Here is a 16750-nt window from a genome sequence, read left to right on the forward strand (position 1 = left end):
GCTAAACTTAAAATCTAATCCATTTTGGGAGCGATGCCAGCAATGTCTGCTAGTAATGGGAAGTTCATCACAAATTTAAAAAATCAGTTCTGGAATTGGCGCACCCTCGCACAATTGATTTTTTTAGCAATTGTTATCACCTGTAGCATCTTGGCTTGGAATACCCTCGCTAGAAATATGCGAAGTTCAGGACTTGCCATTAGTTTTGATTTTTTAAACGATCCTGCCTCCTTTGACATTGCCGACACACCTTTCCCCTACCGTGCATCAGACAGTTATACTCGCGCTTTACAGGTGGGTTTGATTAACTCCCTCAAAGCGATCGCGGTTAGTATCATTTCCGCGACAGTCATCGGCATCACCGTTGGCATTTCGCGACTCTCGAATAACTGGTTACTCAAACAGTTAGCGCGTGTATATGTGGAGATTCTCCGCAATACCCCACTACTACTGCAACTCTTTTTCTGGTATTCCGCCATCTTTTTATCACTGCCATCGGCTAGCGATCGCATCTCCCTTGGCTTTGCCACTCTTGCGAAGGATGGACTAACGATTGCTGCACTGAAAATGACCATTAGTTCTGAGTTTTGCGCCCTTGTACTAGGACTGACCATGTTTTCCAGTGCCTTTATTGCGGAGATCGTGCGTGGTGGGATTCTCTCAGTCCCTAAGGGGCAAGCGGAAGCTGCCAAGGCTTTGGGATTAAGCAGTTTCCAAACCATGCAAAAAATTGTCCTGCCACAGGCTTTGCGGGTGATTATCCCCTCACTTACCAGTCAATATGTGAATATTGCTAAAAATTCTAGTCTAGCGATCGCGATCGGCTATACAGATATCTATCGCATTGCCTCTACCACGATTAATCAAACGGGTAGACCTGTCAATGTCATCTTAATTATCATGGGAACCTATCTGGCGATTAGCCTCACGATTTCCGCCAGTATGAACTTACTTAATCGTCAATTCCAAATCGTAGAAAGATAAATGTTTGTAGAACAAGGGGCTGAAGCCCCTTGTTCTACTGCTAGGGAAGAAAGATAAATTTTAGTAACAAGGAATCTAAGCCCCTTGTTACCGACAGGTAAGTATGACTAATCAAAATATCTTGGTGTGGTTCCGTAATGACTTGCGAATCCATGACTGCGAAACTCTATATCGAGCATTCCAACAAGCTCAGCAAACGGGGGCAAATGTATTTCCCATTTATTGCTTTGATCCACGACACTTTGGCGAAACTTCCTTTGGCTTCCCCAAAACGGGAGCCTTTCGCTCCCAATTCTTAATCGAGAGTGTGGGAAATCTACGCGCAAACTTGCGATCGCTTAACTCCGATCTGATTATCCGCATTGGCAAACCTGAAGATGTTTTACCCGAATTCATCCAGCAATGGGGAATTAGTTCAATCTACTACCATACTGAAATCACCTCAGAAGAAACAACTGTAGAAACCAAGCTTAGCAAGATCTTAAAAAAGCAGAATATCGCTATCCACAGCTTTTGGGGAAGTACATTATTGCATCCTGAAGATCTACCCTTTGCGATCGCAAATCTTCCTGAACTCTTTACTAATTTCCGAAAACAGGTAGAACTTGATTTTACATTACTCCCAATCTTCCCTACCCCAAATAGTCTCAATCCTCTTCCTGATAATTTGGATGTTGGTGATATTCCGAACCTAGCCCACTTAGGACTATCTGAACCTCAGCCATGCGATCGCGCTGTTTTAAAATTTTGTGGTGGCGAATCTGCCGCAATCAAACGTCTAGAGCATTACTTTTGGCAAAGCGATCGCCTACAGGTCTATAAGCAAACCCGCAATGGGATGTTAAATGCTGATGATTCCTCAAAGTTCTCGCCTTGGCTAGCTTTGGGCTGTCTCAGTCCTCGCTATATTTATGCTCAAGTCAAACAATATGAAAGCGATCGCCTTGCCAATGACTCAACCTATTGGTTGATTTTTGAGCTGCTATGGCGAGACTATTTCCGCTTTGTGGCAGCAAAACATGGAAATAAGCTGTTCCATCGCGCAGGGCTACGTGGCATGGATCTCCCTTGGCGGCAAGATTGGGAGCGATTTGCACTATGGCAAACTGGACAAACGGGATTCCCTCTCGTCGATGCGAATATGCGCGAACTATCAGCTACAGGCTTTATGTCCAATCGCGGTCGTCAAAATGTGGCAAGTTTTCTCACTAAAAATCTTGGCATTGATTGGCGTATGGGAGCAGAATGGTTTGAATCAATTCTAATTGATTATGATCCCTGTAGCAATTGGGGAAATTGGAACTATACCGCAGGGATTGGGAATGATGCGAGAGGCTTCCGTTTTTTCAATATCCATAAACAATCTCAGGACTACGACCCGCATGGGGAATATGTCAAACATTGGCTACCAGAACTTGCCGCCTTACCAGCCAATAAAGTACATCAACCTTGGAAACTTTTACCTATTGAGCAAAAACGCTTTCAGGTACGCCTTGGCGTTGATTACCCCAATCCTGTAGTGGATCTATTTGCCTCAGCTAAAGCCAATGAGCAAATTTACATCGCCAATTACGACGGATCGCAATCTAAGGGATGAGTGGCGGCGCTTGCGCCGCCACTCATCTCTGTTTTTTTGATTTGCGATAAAATATATTTCATGAATTTAGATGCCATTCTCCGCAATCGTTATCACATTCAGCAAACCCTTGGTAGTCAGCAAATTGGGGCGATCGCTTTATCAATTTATCTTGCGGAAAATTTGGAACTCCCTGTTACGCCTAAGCCGCTATGTGTGATTTATTGCTGGCAAATTACAGAACCGAATGAGCATGGATTTCAGCATGAGGCGATCGCCACTAAGCTTTATGAAATTGGACAGAACTATACCCTTGCACCGAAGGTACAGGCTTTTTTTAATGACGATGATTATTACTGCGTAGTGCGTGAATATTTGGAAGGTTACGCCTATTTGGATGAATTTAATCAAGAATTTGGTGAGAAGTTTAAGCAAGTTGGGAATGATCCGAATTTATTAAAACCAGACCACAAAACTCCACAGGATTCCGATATTTCTACACTCAAGGCTCTCCCGATCGCTAAATCATTGGTGAAGTCCATAGCCCAAATCCCCATTAAGCTCAATCGTCGTCAACTGCTGATCAATATTGGCTCAGCGATCGCAGGATTTAGCTTGGCGGTCTTTTTAGAAAGACTGAAACCACAGCCGAAACCAATTGTGATTGTGGAAAGTCCTCAAACTCCTGAACCACCAAGCGATCCCCTCAAGAGAGGCGATAAAGCCTTTCGCGATGATTTTGGTAATGGGCTTTATTTGGAAATGGTGCGAATTCCATCAGGGAAATTTATGCTCGGTGCACCACCTAATGAAATTGGCAAACGGGATAACGAAACACCATTAGTAGAAGTGCAAGTGGCTGCATTTTATATCGCCAAATTTGCTGTTACTCAAGAGCAATGGGTAACGATTATCGGCAACAATCCTGCCCATTTCCGCGAAAGTTTGCAAGCGCCTATGGAAAATATTTCTTGGATCGAAGCACAGGATTTTTGTCGTCGGTTAACTGCGCGATCGCCCCATGCCTATGCTTACCGTCTACCCAGTGAGGCGGAATGGGAATATGCCTGTCGTGCTGGCACAAATACGGCTTACCATTTCGGTGATAGTCCTGCTCAACTCGCAGATTACGCATGGTTTGTCGATAACTCCAACAAGCGATCGCAACCGATTGGACAGAAAGTTCCTAATCCTTGGGGACTCTACGAAATGCACGGCGGCGTATGGGAATGGTGCGAGGATGCTTGGCACGATAATTTTAAGGGCACACCTGCGGATGGTTCAGCTTGGATTGAGGGAAATTCAGGCAGGCGCGTGCGGAAAGGCGGCTCATGGAGTAACGAGGCAAAATTATGTCGCTCAGCGAGTCGTGATTGGCATTGGCAAGGCGATCGCTACAATGACATCGGCTTCCGTGTGGTCATTTCGGCAATATAAAAGATAATATTAACCTTGCAGCCGTTTAATGCCAATTGTTTAATCCCAATTATGAATGCCAGTCAATCTGCTGATCTAAGCGATCGCCAAATTTCCCAAAACCTGATCCTTGAAGCCCGTAATGTTGTGGCAGGCTATGTGGAAGGCGTAGATATTTTGCAAGGGGCAAATCTATCGGTCTATGAAGGCGAACTGGTCACGGTGATTGGCTCCAACGGTGCAGGGAAATCCACCTTTGCCAAAGCCATATTTGGGCTAGTGCCAGTGCGATCTGGGGAAATATTATTTGGCGATCGCAACTTAATTGGTCTGAAGCCAGAGCAAATTGTGCGCCTAGGGATTAGCTATGTCCCCCAAATTGCTAATGTGTTTCCGTCGCTGAGTATTTCCGACAATTTAGATATGGGGGCTTACACCCGTGATGGCAATATCAAGGATCTCAAGGACAAAATTTATGAAACATTTCCAGTATTAGCGAAGCGGCGCAATCAAAGAGCGGGCACATTGTCAGGTGGGGAAAGGCAAATGTTGGCGATGGGGCGAGCGATGATGCTAGAACCAAAGCTATTGATTTTGGATGAACCCTCGGCAGCCTTATCACCCATCTTGGTACAGGACATTTTTAATTTGATCCAAAAGATCAATCAAACGGGGACATCAATTATTTTGGTGGAGCAGAATGCCCGTAAGGCTCTAGCGATCGCGGATCGGGGTTATGTGATGCACTTGGGCAAAGATGAATTTACAGGCAAGGGAACTGATTTACTAAACGATCCTGAAGTTGCCGAACTGTATTTAGGTATGGGTAATTTCGGAAAACCTGCCCCTGAGTCCTAATTCTCAAATGAGTCTGGGAACACATTGAAATCGTCAATCTTCTCGATAAACTAGTAATAGTAATGTGTCAAGTCCCACTATTACGATCAAACTAAGGCTTTTTTTGTAGAGGAATTTAATGGCGGTGACAGATATCAAGCTTTCGCTGGATGAACTAACCAAGGCTCAAGCAGGGTTGCTCCAGTTAGGGTTATACGATGGCGAAGTAGATGGCATCTATGGCAAGTTAACCGAAGCTGCATTTGTGCAGTTTGCCAATGCCCTCAGTATCGACACCATTTTAGATGCCAATTCCCAAGCAATTACCAATAGCCTGTTGCAAATTCCTGCGGTAGTCCGACATTTGCTAGAAATTTTAGGACAGGGCGATCGCCTCTTACAAAAATTTACCAACTCCCAGCGCATTTTCGTCAATATGGGGCAAGCCGATTCCAATCACCTTGGCTTTCTCGATCGCGGTGTGACGGGCTGTGCGGCGGGATCGATGAAAAGCCTACCCAATCGCAACTTTGCCCCATCGCCTTTATTAGGTCATATTCCTGCCTATTCTACCCGTCTCTCTACTTTGCCTGATGGGGTCAATGTCGTTTCCTATGGCGAAATTGCGATGTTGGCGGGAACTCAGATTAGGGTGCGCTTTCGCCCCTATCCTAACCTTGGACAAATCCCGAATATCGAAAATATTGGGTTAGAGTTTCTCCATGAAAGCATTCAAGAGGCATGTATCTGCATTGGTAGTGTCGTCAATGGTCAGATGCTTGCCCGTTGGATCGGCAAAAATCCTCTCAGAAATTCCCAGTTTTGGAGTTCGACCAAGATCTTGCCCCTGCTATATACCATTTGTAAGGCAAACCAAGCCGAACCCAATCAGGCGATCTCAAACTGTGCGGTCACTGATCCGAGTAGCAAGCAACAAACACGTTCTTTCTCAGAACTAGCGCAGCGTATTTGTAACTATGTTGATTCGGAGGGGATGACCTCTAACTCTTTAGCTGCCATGTTTAAGCAATTTGCAACTCCTCTAGAATTACAAAACTGGTTAATATCCCTTACAGGCAATAATCAACTCTCTTTTCAAGGTCGTTATGGCGAAAAGCCCTATATTGAGCAGCCCGTACTACTAGATGTTGTCGGTAACAGCATAATTCCACCCACTAAGGAACCGCATCGGGGTGATAATTTAATTTCGGCATACGATCTAACTAGAGTTATGTCTTTAGTGTCATGGCATCGCCATATTCCGCCAACCAATCGCTTACCCTATGCTCAATGGCATAGCCTCAGTAATTTAATCAATGCGATGGGGCAAGATACGGCAAGATATGTGGATGCGGCGATCGCCGCTTTGGGATTGCAATATTTTATTGGCGATCCCGTCGTGATCTCGAAAATGGGATTTGGCTATAGCGATCAACGGAAACGCTCAGAACTGACCTATACTGCCTGTATTCAATTTGTAGATCGCCTTGCGACATCCCACGATCAGCCCTTACCAAAGTTTCGTTCCGTGAATATGACCCTCAGGGCAGCCCTTGATCTCAAAGATCCCGATCGCGAAGCTTTAGAAATTGATTCCCGCATGGCTGCTACAGTTACGGAAATTTTGCGTAGGATTGTAACGGAAGAGCTAATCTAGGAATCATCGTGAGTTTAATTTTGTCTAAAGCAAAATCAAGGCGGAATGAGAATACACAATGCAAAAAAAACGTCCTTTATCTGCTGTAGGTCTATGGTGGCGCTGGGTACTTGCAACCTTTGTCGGTACTGCGATCGGTAATATTTTAGGGATACCCGCTTGCATTGTAGGAGTCCTTTACCTAAGCGATCGCCTCATCGATTTAAAAATTTGTCATACAGGCTTTGGCAGTCTTACCTGTCCCGTTACAACTGGCATTGTCAGTGGTTCTCTGGTTGTCGGTGCATTTGTAGGCTTAATGCAATATTTGGTTTTGCGCCGTTTTCTGCGATCGCCTGCATGGTGGATTATGGCAAGTACCTTCGGTTGGTCTTGGATTGGCTTTGCGGCAACGAGTTTAGCCCATACTGCCCAATTTGGATTTGTGATCAGTGCCGATGGGTCTTTCGCTGAGAGTAATATCATTGATCGCCTTCCCGTATTAGTCACTAATTCCCTATGGTTAGTTGCAGCAGGGCTTTTATTAGGGATTTTACAATGGCTGATTCTTTGGAATGGTATAGGTAATACAGTCCCTAAGCGACGATTATTTTGGTGGATTGTCGTGAATGTCGCTTTAGTCTTCTTTAGCGCAATCGCCATTATGTTAATTTTTCGAGGCATGGGCAGTTTGAGAGGGATTCTCTGGTTTTTCCTAGGATTTACCCCTTTTTATGCCACGATTACAGGAGCAACCCTTGCAAAAATGCGTTTACATCGCCAAGCTAAAGTAGAGGCAGCCCCACCTGCTCTCACTTTAAATAATGAAAGTAATGAGATTTCGGAATCATTGTAGATAGTTAATGTCCAATTTACCCCCTGAAGTGATCCCACTGCGATCGCAACTTACAGAAGCGACTTCGATCGCCCTTGCTGACCAAATCCAATTTTGCTTAGTCTCAACCTCCTTTACAAGTGAAGTGATTTTGACGAGCTATGTTTGTGATGGTCAGCCAAGAGATGATCGAGCGCCTATTTTGCTATTGCATGGTTTTGATAGCTCTCTATTTGAGTTTCGCCGCCTCATTCCAATGCTTGCGCCAACACATCAAACCTTTGCGATGGATTTATTTGGCTTTGGCTTAACCGAGCGCCTTGTCGATGGTCAAGTAAGCCCTGAAACGATCAAAGACCATCTCTATTATTTCTGGAAAACGGCGATCGCTAAGCCGATCATTCTCGTGGGCGCGTCGATGGGTGGAGCTGCCGCCATTGACTTTGCGCTCACCTATCCTGAAGTTGTCAAGAAGCTAGTTCTCATCGGTAGTGCAGGAATGCGAAAGGGAACTGCCGCAGGTAAGTTCCTTGTACCACCCTTAGATCGGATGGCAACCGATTTTCTCCGAAGTCCCAAAGTTCGGCGAGAAGTGAGTCTCAAAGCCTATGCTGATCCTAGTTTTGTCACTAGTGATGCTGAGGTATGCGCCGCACTCCATTTAGCAATGCCACGCTGGAATGAATCGCTAATCTCCTTTACTAAGAGTGGCGGCTATGGTTCCTATGCTGAGCAGTTAGCCTATTTACAGCAAGAAACGCTGATTCTCTGGGGCGATTGCGATCGCATTCTCGGCACAAAAGACGCAGCAAAGTTCCAATCCATCATTCCCAATAACAAGCTAGTTTGGATTGATAATAGCGGTCACGTTCCCCATTTAGAACGTCCCACTATTACCTCCCAAGCCATCCTCAACTTTTTAGAACAAGGGGCTTAGGCTCTTGCAGCTAAAAAATGTCTCACCAAAGTTATCTAGCTTCGACTTCGCTCAGCTAACGTTGGCTGAGCGGAGTCGAAGCCACAGGTACTTTAATTAATAGCAAGTCTCTTAAGCCCCTTGCTTCAGTTCACGACACCGATCACATAACAATAATGAACAATCAACCCCAAGTCAGCATCATCATGGGTAGTGATTCCGACCTACCCACTATGCAAGGCGCGATCGCCATTTGCCAACAGTTTAATATTCGCCACGAAGTCGCAATTATCTCCGCCCATCGCACACCAGAACGGATGGTGGAATTTGCCAAAACTGCCCATACTCGCGGTATTCGGGTAATTATTGCAGGTGCAGGTGGAGCCGCCCATTTACCAGGGATGGTTGCCGCGTTATCACCTTTGCCCGTAATTGGCGTACCCGTTACTACTCGTCAATTGAGTGGCGTAGATTCCCTCTATTCGATCGTGCAGATGCCCAAGGGAATTCCTGTGGCAACTGTGGCGATCGGTAATGCCGATAATGCGGGACTACTAGCCGTCCAAATCCTAGCTAGTCATAATCCTGAACTGCTCGAACAGGTGATTGCCTATCGCACATCCCTCAAAGATATGGTGATGGAAAAGCAAGAGAAATTAGAGTCGCTGGGTAGCGAAAAATATTTACAGCAAATGTAATGGATAATGGTTGGCTTCAACTTTTGGGAGGAATCACATTTTTGATTCTATACCTCATCTTCTCAGCTAAGACAGAAATGGGAACTAAGTTGTTTATGAACCGATTTATGAATCAAGACAGCGATCGCCTAGCAGAAATTACCAACTTCCTGCAAATTTCAGACAAACTCGCTACGGCAGGACAGCCAACTGTCCAGCAGTTGCGAGCAATTGCTGATGCTGGTTACGAAACCGTGATTAATCTGGCGCTACCGACTTCTGACGGTGCGATCGCCAATGAAGACCAACTAGTGCAATCCTTGGGGATGGAATATATTGCCATTCCTGTGAATTGGGAAAGTCCCACGATGGCAGATTTAGATGAATTCCTACAGGCAATGGAACAACGCCAAAATCAAAAAATCTTTGTCCATTGTGCTAAGAATATGCGCGTTTCTGCCTTTATCTATCTCTATCGCCGCCTGCACTTAAATTGTGAACATGAACAGGCGATCGGTGATTTACATAAAATCTGGAAACCCAATGAGACTTGGCAAAATTTCATTGATACAAAACTCACCTTGTGAGTTCTGTATCAACTAGGATCGCAGCGTATTTCAATCAGAAATCCATCGGGGTCATAGAAATAAATACCTCTACCAGTGGGACGAGTAACAGGTTCACCCTCGATTTGGACTTGGTGCGATCGCAATACTGCCACCGCTTGCTCAAACAACTCAGGTGCAATATCAAAGGCGAGATGATTAGCACGAGTAAATTGTCGCTGTGGATCGGGATCGGGCGGCGTAAGTTCTGGTTCCCAAAATAAATCGAGAATCGTGCCATCGGGAGTTCTAAAATTCGCCACTTTGCCTGCTGCGACTAAATCGATCAGCGTACTGGGAACCTCATCCCCAACAAGTTTATGCAGTCCCAAAATATTGCCATAAAAATCACAGGAAGCCTGCATATCCCGCACATTCAAAGCAATGTGATGCACTCTTCGTAAAGCACCCTGCGCGATCGCAGGGTGCGTAGATGGCATAGTTGAACTATTAGATGGCATGGGATTTAGCTCTAGCTAGGTTGACCAATAGGTAGCGATATTACACTTGAAGTAGTAAAGAGAAATTTTTGAAAGCGCGGCGAAGCCGCGCTTTCAAAAATTTCTCTGGCTTTTACCTACAAATTTAGATAGAAGTCTTTAACTAAAGAGATGTAATCTTCTGTATAAATATGTTTACTTTCCTCAATTGTAAGCGTAGTTTCTTGCGGAGGAAATTGTGTTTTGCTTAGTTCTAAGGCAATCCGCTTGATAGAACTATGTAGCATTGGTTTGATATTTACTTGGCGATCGCACCACAAACCAAACTCTCTAGCCTTACTCAAAAACTTATGTGCTAAATCTGTTGGATAAATTACTGCTAAATGTCCATCTAGTTTGAGTAAGCGACTAGCTATGTGGAGAATATCCGTTTGTAACAGACTGTCGCCATGTCTTGCTAAGGTTCGCGATGTTTCTAAGGCTTTATAGGCTTTTTCAAAAAATGGCGGATTAGAAATAATCAGATCGTATTGTTGGGGACAAGTAATCGCAAAGTCCTGAATTTTTCCATGATAGATATTGATGCGATCGCCCCAAGGTGAATTTTGAATATTATCCTGAGCCTGTCGATAGGCTGCATCATCAATTTCGATTGCATCAATTTTGGTGATCGCCGAAGTTTGCGATCGCTGCGCCAGCATCAAGGCGAGTAATCCTGTACCAGTGCCAATATCTAAGATTTGGGCATTCTCAGGAATATTCACCCATGCTCCCAATAAAATTCCATCCGTCCCCACTTTCATCGCACATTGATCTTGATAGATCGCAAATTGTTTAAAGAAGAAAGAGTGGTTTTGCCTTCCCATATGCTTAAAAACTAGATCTCTAAAAAACTAAAAAGCAGCGCCCTGCGCTGCTTTTTAGTTAATGCTTAGACTAAGAAAGTTGTTGAAAGAGTGGATTTGCCAACCTTTCAACAACTTCAAGTCAGCGCAAAGCGCTATAAATATTAAACAGAGACAGTTTGCCATTCGAGGTGCTCTAATGTATGAGAACGCTCTAGCGCACGCTCGAAGCTATCAAGTTTAGGTTCAATCAAGAAGGGTTCGCCAACATAACCTTGAACTGCTTCCTGAGTCTTCAAACCGTTACCAGTGATATAAACCACAGTGGTTTCTTCAGGATCAATCTTGCCTGCTTCCACTAGCTTCTTCAGTACAGCGATTGTGGTTCCGCCAGCAGTTTCGGTGAAGATACCTTCGGTTTCCGCAAGTAACTTCATTGCTTGGATGATTTCATCATCGTTTACCGATTCGATGTTGCCATTGGTCTTGTGGGCAATGTCGATCGCATAAATACCATCAGCAGGATTACCGATCGCCAAACTCTTAGCAATTGTCTTAGGCTTAACAGGGGTAATGAAATCGCGACCTTCCTTGTATGCTGAAGCGATCGGAGAACAACCTTCAGCCTGTGCGCCACTGTAACGAACGGGCTTGTCTTCGACTAAGCCTACCTTTACAAACTCATTGAAGCCTTTGTAGATCTTGGTGAAGAGAGAACCAGAAGCCAAAGGTGCGACGATGTGATCGGGAAGCTTCCAACCAAGTTGTTCGATTACTTCATAACCAAGGGTCTTAGAACCTTCGGAATAGTAAGGACGGAGATTAATATTCACAAAGCCCCAACCGTGAGTATTCGCTACTTCTGAGCAAAGACGGTTTACTTGGTCGTAGTTACCATGGACGGAGAAAACTTTAGGATTGTAAATGGTTGTACCAAGAACTTTACCTGCTTCGAGGTCAGAGGGGATAAAGACACAACACTCTAAGCCTGCATGGGCTGCGATCGCCGCAGTGGAGTTGGCAAGGTTACCAGTACTTGCACAAGCAACGGTAGTAAAACCAAGTTCACGGGCGCGGCTGAGAGCAACCGAAACCACACGATCCTTAAAGCTCAAGGTGGGCATATTCACAGCATCATTCTTAATGTAGAGATTTTTGATGCCGAGACGCTTAGCAAGGCGGTTTGCCTTGATCAAGGGAGTCATGCCTGTGGATACATCGATATAGTTGTCAGTCTTGACGGGTAGAAAATCACGATAGCGCCAGATGGAGAGGGGGCCAGCTTGAATAGTTTCACGGCTGACTCTAGCAGCGATCGCATCATAATTGTAGGCAACTTCTAGAGGACCAAAGCACAATTCACAAACGTGCATTGCCTTGGCTTCGTACTCTGCACCACACTCTTTGCATTTGAGATTACTGAAGGTATCAACACGCTCGCTGGTGTAAGGAGTAGCAATGGTTGCTGTCATGTTCTTGGTCGCCCTTTTAGTCGCTAAAAGTTTTTTTGATTTCTTTGATTGAAATGAACCTTAACATATGGGTCTATAGTCGTCAAATATACCAGACTAAATTAGTCGGATATAGATTGCATAAAAAAATTAGAGCCGCTAGCGGCTCTAATTTTTTATTTAACGTCAGTTTGGGTTAAGCTGGCAAATTTTAAAAGCTCAAAAGTAAAAGCCTTGCTAAGCAAGGCTTTTACTTTTGAGCATTGAGAGAGGGTTTGCGTAGCAAACCCTCTCTCAATGCTCGTTTCAAATTATCCCGAACTCGTGTTATTGATGGCAAAGCTATGGCAAAGCGAGTAAAACTACACGGGTGATTAAGATAATTAGACCTAGAGGTAAACTCCAACGGAGGAAATTAGAGATCTCAGCCACAATGTATTTGCCACCAAATAGCTTTTCGAGGGATGGATTCATAATCGTTGCGTTAGCGGCTAGTCCAAGAAACTGGAAGGCAAATCCTAGAAATATCACTTGAAAAAAGACATTTTCCACTCCCAAAGCAGGATAACGCACCGATAGGGTGAAACTAAGGGCAACCATAGTCAAAATACTACCTGCCCATGCCGAAATGCGCTTATCGAGATCCGTATTAGTCCATAGCGCCACAATTGTGGGTACTAATAACACTAAAAACAGGGGGATAAATACGTTAGGTAAATGACTCGCAGGATTGCGCTTCATAGAAATCTGCGCTTCTAGTTGGGGATGGAGATCGCCATCTAAACCCTTAAAGCTTGACGGCACAAAGCTAACTCCGCCCGTATTCCAACCTGACAAGCGAATTTCCTGTGGAATACCCGAAAAATCAATGTCGTCTTGGGTTTGCCAAAAGACGATCTTATTACTGTTGTATTTGGAGATCAGACGGATCGGTAAAGTTTGAATATCAAAGGGGAAATTCGCAAGCTTGTACTTCGCCTCTAAAGTGACCGTTAATCTCTGGAGATAGATCACCGTACCATTAGCATTCAAATAAAGCTCTGATTCTTGCTTTAGTGGTTTCTCTGCTAAATTGGCGATCGCAACTTTTGGGTTCCATATCGTCGCTAATTTGTTAATAGCATCGTCACCGACAAAACTTTGCTCACTAGTGCCAGTAGTTTTCGGGTCGAAGGCTTGATTTGGATTGTACCAACGCAGGCGCAAATCAATATCTGCGGTAAATGTACCCGTCGCATCCACAATCTTCGAGATATTATTAATGACGAGAGCAACTTCTACCTTGATCGGCTTGGGAACATTGGAGGGAAACTCATTGGTTGGTTTAGCAATCACAGTGGGTTTCGGAACTGGCGTGACTGGAGGCGCAGATTGTTCTTGAGCATAGGCAATCTTTGCACCTGTCAGAATTAGCAGCACGCAAAGTCCAAACAGAATAAGGAACCGATAGAGTTTAAGCATTGTGATTCTAACCTTTGCTCTCTTCTTTCAATTTTTGTTGGAGTAACTCGCATCCCCTCGCAATTTTGCCAACCTCATCCTTACGAATAGCCAGATCTTCTATCGATTTTGCAACGGCATCACCGATCGCTAAACTGGTAATATAACTGCCAACTACAACTATCGGGCGCATCAGTAAGCCATTAAATAGAATTGTTGAAGTTCCTGCTAAGACGACCACCTCAAATAGAGCAATCACTAAAGAATTGACTAAAATCGCATTAGCTTGACCCATCAAAACCTGAAAACTCTTGCCAGCAACAATTACACCAATCTTTTTACCTTTAAAATCTAGTAAAGGAACTAAGGCAATCCCATAATCAATGCCATCAATTTTCTGAACCTTTACAGTCGCATCATTGACCTTACGCAATACATCAGGTGTGAGCAATGGACGGATAAATCCCCAGTTAGTAGAACTCTCATGTCTTAAGCCACCAATTACGCGATCGCTTTCAGGTGCAGGCAATCCTGTAGCGACTTTAGTCATCAGTTCATTGTCAACAAATACTCCTAGTTCAAATCCAGTTACCTGTTTAACCGCTTCTAAAACACCATTAAAACTCATGCCGACCTCAAAACTCCCAATCGCGCCTTGAGCATCAGAGATAGGGACAACACCTCGAATATTTAGTCCATGCCGACTGATTTCTACGCCACTTTGTGGTTCTTGTTTTTGATTGGTAATTACTACTGTTTCTCGAAAACTACTCATGTCTTCACCATAATTTTTCAGATAAAATAAGCGTAAGAATGATGTCGCTGGTGCTAAATGAAAATGAGCGTCACGGACTTCGTAGCGATCGCGTTGAATTAAAAACGTAGGAACAAGAATCTGAGCTAGTTGGTCACGATCTTTAGCTCGAAAAGCCTGTTGAACTGATGGTAGAGAAGCGATTAGCTCAGCCCTAGACAAGGCTTTTTTAGTCTGTTCATCGGTATATTTCTGAATTAAAGTAACTGTAGTTGCTAGTTCCTCTTTTTGGTTATTCTCAATTGATTGCAGAGATGTTTGGTAAAAGAATAAGGTCAGTAGAAGAGAAGCAATGAAAGTGATCAGCGTAATTAGTAATGGAACCTTAATCCTTAACTGCATGAATATATCCGATAGAACTTAAGAATAGATAGAAATTATAACAGTATCAAGAGTTAAGTAGTTTTTGCAAACCTTTGCAAAAACTTATAAAACAAGCCTTTGCAAAAACTATTTAATAAGATTTGAACTTCTAAAAATATAGCAATCCTAAATGGTTTGTGGAAGCGCACCCCGAAGGGGTGCGCTTCCACAAACCTAAAAATCTACAAATGATTTGTCCCAACTAACTCAAGCATTGCTATAAATTTTCAAGATAGGCGGTGCAAAGCGCCGCCTATCTTGAAAATTTTGTTCACTACCAAATTTGGTATAAGATTTTTGTGAGCGTTGTTTTATCACAATACGCTGGAGTTATCGGTGTCAGAATCTTTATTTGATCAAGCAAGTATCAGGCTTGCCGATGCGATCGCCCATGTTAATATTTCCGAAGATGCGATCGAACGACTCAAATCGCCCAAAGCAAGTTTACAGGTTTCTATTCCTGTGCGAATGGATGATGGAACCTTAAAGGTCTTTCAAGGCTATCGGGTACGATACAACGATTTGCGGGGACCGACTAAAGGCGGAATTCGGTTTCATCCCAATGTGAATATGGATGAGGTACAGTCCCTAGCCTTTTGGATGACTTTTAAATGTGCAGCCGTGAATTTACCCTTTGGGGGCGCAAAGGGTGGTGTTGCTGTCGATCCCAAGCAATTATCGAAGTTCGAGCTAGAACGTCTCAGTCGCGGCTATATTGATGCGATCGCGGATTTTATGGGAGCCGATGTGGATATTCCCGCCCCAGATGTACAGACTAATCAGACCATTATGGGCTGGATGGTAGATGAATATAGCAATATTCAACGTCGGCTCTGTCCTGCGGCAATTACTGGAAAACCTTTAGCGATGGGTGGAAGTGTTGGCAGAGAAACCGCAACTGGCTTAGGAGCATTTTTTGTGATTGAGACTTTGCTGCCATTACTCAATAAGCAAAGGGAACAGACCACAGTAGCGATCCAAGGATTTGGGAATGTTGGTGCAGCGATCGCCGATCTGCTCAGCAAAGCAGGGTATAAAGTTGTGGCGGTAAGTGACTCTAAGGGCGGTATCTATACGCCACAGGGATTAGATGTGCCGAGCATTATCAGTTACAAAAATTCAACACGCAGCTTTCAGGCAGTTTACTGTCAGGATTCTGTATGTAATCTTGTCGAACATACCAAGATTACTAATGAGGAACTGTTAAAGCTAGATGTGGATATTTTGATTCCTGCGGCATTGGAAAATCAAATTAAGGAACTTAATGCCCATCAAATTCGCGCTAAGTATATTTTCGAGATTGCCAATGGACCAGTGACTCCTGCGGCGGATCGAATTCTAGAGCAACAAGGAATTATGGTTTTCCCAGATATTTTAGTCAATGCGGGTGGTGTCACCGTTAGTTATTTTGAATGGGTACAAAATCGTAGTGGATTTTATTGGACAATTGAAGAGATAAACGATCGCCTCAAGCAAAGTATGGTTGCTGAAACCCTCAGAATTTGGAAGATTGCTGAGCAAAAACAGATCTCCATGCGAACTGCCGCCTATGTTCATGCGCTAACAAGGTTAAGTGAAGCGATCGAGGCTAAAGGCACACGCGCTTACTATGCTCAATAAGGAAGCTATTTTTCGTGGCGAAGACACGAAAAATAGCTTCCTTGTTCGCTTGTATGTACCTAAGGGACTTGTGATTAATTAAAGTCCCTACGGCTTCGACTTCGCTCAGCCAACGTTGGCTGAGCGAAGTCGAAGCCATACAAACTCGGTGGTACTTTTTTTCTCAAGTCCCTAATCACAAAGTATTGCAATTTTCAAATAAGTAGGTACTCATTTGAAAATTGCAATACTTTGTGATTTAAGGCTGTAATTTCTAAAACACACTTAGAGTGCATTAGGTGATAGTTTAAAAAAA

At 43.9% G+C, this 16750-nt stretch carries 15 protein-coding genes; 10 read left to right on the forward strand and 5 right to left on the reverse strand.

The genetic code is table 11. The annotated features are described in order from the left end of the window. The first annotated feature begins 42 nt into the window (after window positions 1–42). The 9 genes from HC246_RS03550 to HC246_RS03590 all read left to right on the forward strand — a co-directional run bounded on the left by HC246_RS03550 (window position 43) and on the right by HC246_RS03590 (window position 9464). Window positions 43–984, forward strand: coding sequence for an amino acid ABC transporter permease (locus tag HC246_RS03550; RefSeq protein ID WP_169362187.1), 942 nt, complete (start codon window positions 43–45; stop codon window positions 982–984). Between the two features lie 103 nt (window positions 985–1087). Beyond that, a complete protein-coding gene (locus HC246_RS03555; RefSeq protein WP_169362188.1) occupies window positions 1088–2581 on the forward strand; it encodes a DASH family cryptochrome in 1494 nt (497 codons plus the stop codon). A gap of 60 nt (window positions 2582–2641) precedes the next feature. Further along, window positions 2642–3997, forward strand: a complete 1356-nt coding sequence (locus HC246_RS03560; RefSeq protein WP_169362189.1) for a formylglycine-generating enzyme family protein — start codon at window positions 2642–2644, stop codon at window positions 3995–3997. Window positions 3998–4048: 51 nt separating this feature from the next. After that, window positions 4049–4834 carry an ABC transporter ATP-binding protein gene (locus HC246_RS03565; RefSeq protein ID WP_169362190.1) on the forward strand — a complete coding sequence of 262 codons (786 nt, stop codon included), beginning with the start codon at window positions 4049–4051 and terminating at the stop codon, window positions 4832–4834. Between the two features lie 124 nt (window positions 4835–4958). After that, window positions 4959–6470, forward strand: coding sequence for a peptidoglycan-binding domain-containing protein (locus HC246_RS03570; RefSeq protein WP_169362191.1), 1512 nt, complete (start codon window positions 4959–4961; stop codon window positions 6468–6470). Window positions 6471–6528: 58 nt separating this feature from the next. Beyond that, window positions 6529–7305, forward strand: a complete 777-nt coding sequence (locus HC246_RS03575; protein WP_169362192.1) for a hypothetical protein — start codon at window positions 6529–6531, stop codon at window positions 7303–7305. A 7-nt stretch (window positions 7306–7312) separates the two neighbouring features. Continuing rightward, complete coding sequence (locus tag HC246_RS03580; RefSeq protein ID WP_169362193.1) at window positions 7313–8221, forward strand: alpha/beta fold hydrolase; 909 nt, start codon at window positions 7313–7315, stop codon at window positions 8219–8221. Window positions 8222–8376: 155 nt separating this feature from the next. After that, window positions 8377–8898: a 5-(carboxyamino)imidazole ribonucleotide mutase gene (gene purE / locus HC246_RS03585; RefSeq protein WP_169362194.1), complete on the forward strand. Its 522-nt coding sequence runs from the start codon at window positions 8377–8379 to the stop codon at window positions 8896–8898. After that, the gene (locus HC246_RS03590) at window positions 8898–9464 is read left to right on the forward strand and encodes a protein tyrosine phosphatase family protein (protein ID WP_263972433.1); all 567 of its coding nucleotides are present in this window, start codon (window positions 8898–8900) and stop codon (window positions 9462–9464) included. The genes purE and HC246_RS03590 overlap by 1 nt, the downstream gene beginning before the upstream one ends. An 8-nt stretch (window positions 9465–9472) precedes the next feature. On the opposite strand, the gene HC246_RS03595 is transcribed toward HC246_RS03590, so the two are convergent. The 5 genes from HC246_RS03595 to HC246_RS03615 form a co-directional block, all read right to left on the reverse strand. Continuing rightward, window positions 9473–9922 (reverse strand): VOC family protein, encoded by a 450-nt coding sequence (locus tag HC246_RS03595; protein WP_169362195.1) that lies wholly within the window; start codon window positions 9920–9922, stop codon window positions 9473–9475. A gap of 137 nt (window positions 9923–10059) precedes the next feature. Continuing rightward, window positions 10060–10788 carry a tRNA1(Val) (adenine(37)-N6)-methyltransferase gene (locus HC246_RS03600; protein ID WP_169362196.1) on the reverse strand — a complete coding sequence of 243 codons (729 nt, stop codon included), beginning with the start codon at window positions 10786–10788 and terminating at the stop codon, window positions 10060–10062. 143 nt (window positions 10789–10931) lie between these two features. Beyond that, window positions 10932–12239: a threonine synthase gene (gene thrC / locus HC246_RS03605; RefSeq protein WP_169362197.1), complete on the reverse strand. Its 1308-nt coding sequence runs from the start codon at window positions 12237–12239 to the stop codon at window positions 10932–10934. A gap of 321 nt (window positions 12240–12560) precedes the next feature. Next, the gene (locus HC246_RS03610) at window positions 12561–13637 is read right to left on the reverse strand and encodes a ligand-gated ion channel (protein ID WP_169362198.1); all 1077 of its coding nucleotides are present in this window, start codon (window positions 13635–13637) and stop codon (window positions 12561–12563) included. A 49-nt stretch (window positions 13638–13686) separates the two neighbouring features. Further along, window positions 13687–14814: a cache domain-containing protein gene (locus HC246_RS03615; RefSeq protein ID WP_169362199.1), complete on the reverse strand. Its 1128-nt coding sequence runs from the start codon at window positions 14812–14814 to the stop codon at window positions 13687–13689. A gap of 357 nt (window positions 14815–15171) precedes the next feature. Here HC246_RS03615 and HC246_RS03620 point away from each other — a divergent pair, with 357 nt between their 5' ends. Continuing rightward, window positions 15172–16455 carry a Glu/Leu/Phe/Val family dehydrogenase gene (locus HC246_RS03620; RefSeq protein ID WP_169362200.1) on the forward strand — a complete coding sequence of 428 codons (1284 nt, stop codon included), beginning with the start codon at window positions 15172–15174 and terminating at the stop codon, window positions 16453–16455. Window positions 16456–16750: the final 295 nt, after the last annotated feature.

Source organism: Pseudanabaena yagii GIHE-NHR1 (assembly GCF_012863495.1).
Classification (GTDB): Bacteria; Cyanobacteriota; Cyanobacteriia; order Pseudanabaenales; family Pseudanabaenaceae; genus Pseudanabaena; species Pseudanabaena yagii.

Coding starts and splice junctions, on each gene's coding strand:
- HC246_RS03550 (WP_169362187.1), top strand. CDS start 43: ATGTCTGCTAGTAATGGGAAGTTCATCACAAATTTAAAAAATCAGTTC.
- HC246_RS03555 (WP_169362188.1), top strand. CDS start 1,088: ATGACTAATCAAAATATCTTGGTGTGGTTCCGTAATGACTTGCGAATC.
- HC246_RS03560 (WP_169362189.1), top strand. CDS start 2,642: ATGAATTTAGATGCCATTCTCCGCAATCGTTATCACATTCAGCAAACC.
- HC246_RS03565 (WP_169362190.1), top strand. CDS start 4,049: ATGAATGCCAGTCAATCTGCTGATCTAAGCGATCGCCAAATTTCCCAA.
- HC246_RS03575 (WP_169362192.1), top strand. CDS start 6,529: ATGCAAAAAAAACGTCCTTTATCTGCTGTAGGTCTATGGTGGCGCTGG.
- HC246_RS03580 (WP_169362193.1), top strand. CDS start 7,313: ATGTCCAATTTACCCCCTGAAGTGATCCCACTGCGATCGCAACTTACA.
- purE (WP_169362194.1), top strand. CDS start 8,377: ATGAACAATCAACCCCAAGTCAGCATCATCATGGGTAGTGATTCCGAC.
- HC246_RS03590 (WP_263972433.1), top strand. CDS start 8,898: ATGGATAATGGTTGGCTTCAACTTTTGGGAGGAATCACATTTTTGATT.
- HC246_RS03595 (WP_169362195.1), bottom strand. CDS start 9,922: ATGCCATCTACGCACCCTGCGATCGCGCAGGGTGCTTTACGAAGAGTG.
- HC246_RS03600 (WP_169362196.1), bottom strand. CDS start 10,788: ATGGGAAGGCAAAACCACTCTTTCTTCTTTAAACAATTTGCGATCTAT.
- thrC (WP_169362197.1), bottom strand. CDS start 12,239: ATGACAGCAACCATTGCTACTCCTTACACCAGCGAGCGTGTTGATACC.
- HC246_RS03615 (WP_169362199.1), bottom strand. CDS start 14,814: ATGCAGTTAAGGATTAAGGTTCCATTACTAATTACGCTGATCACTTTC.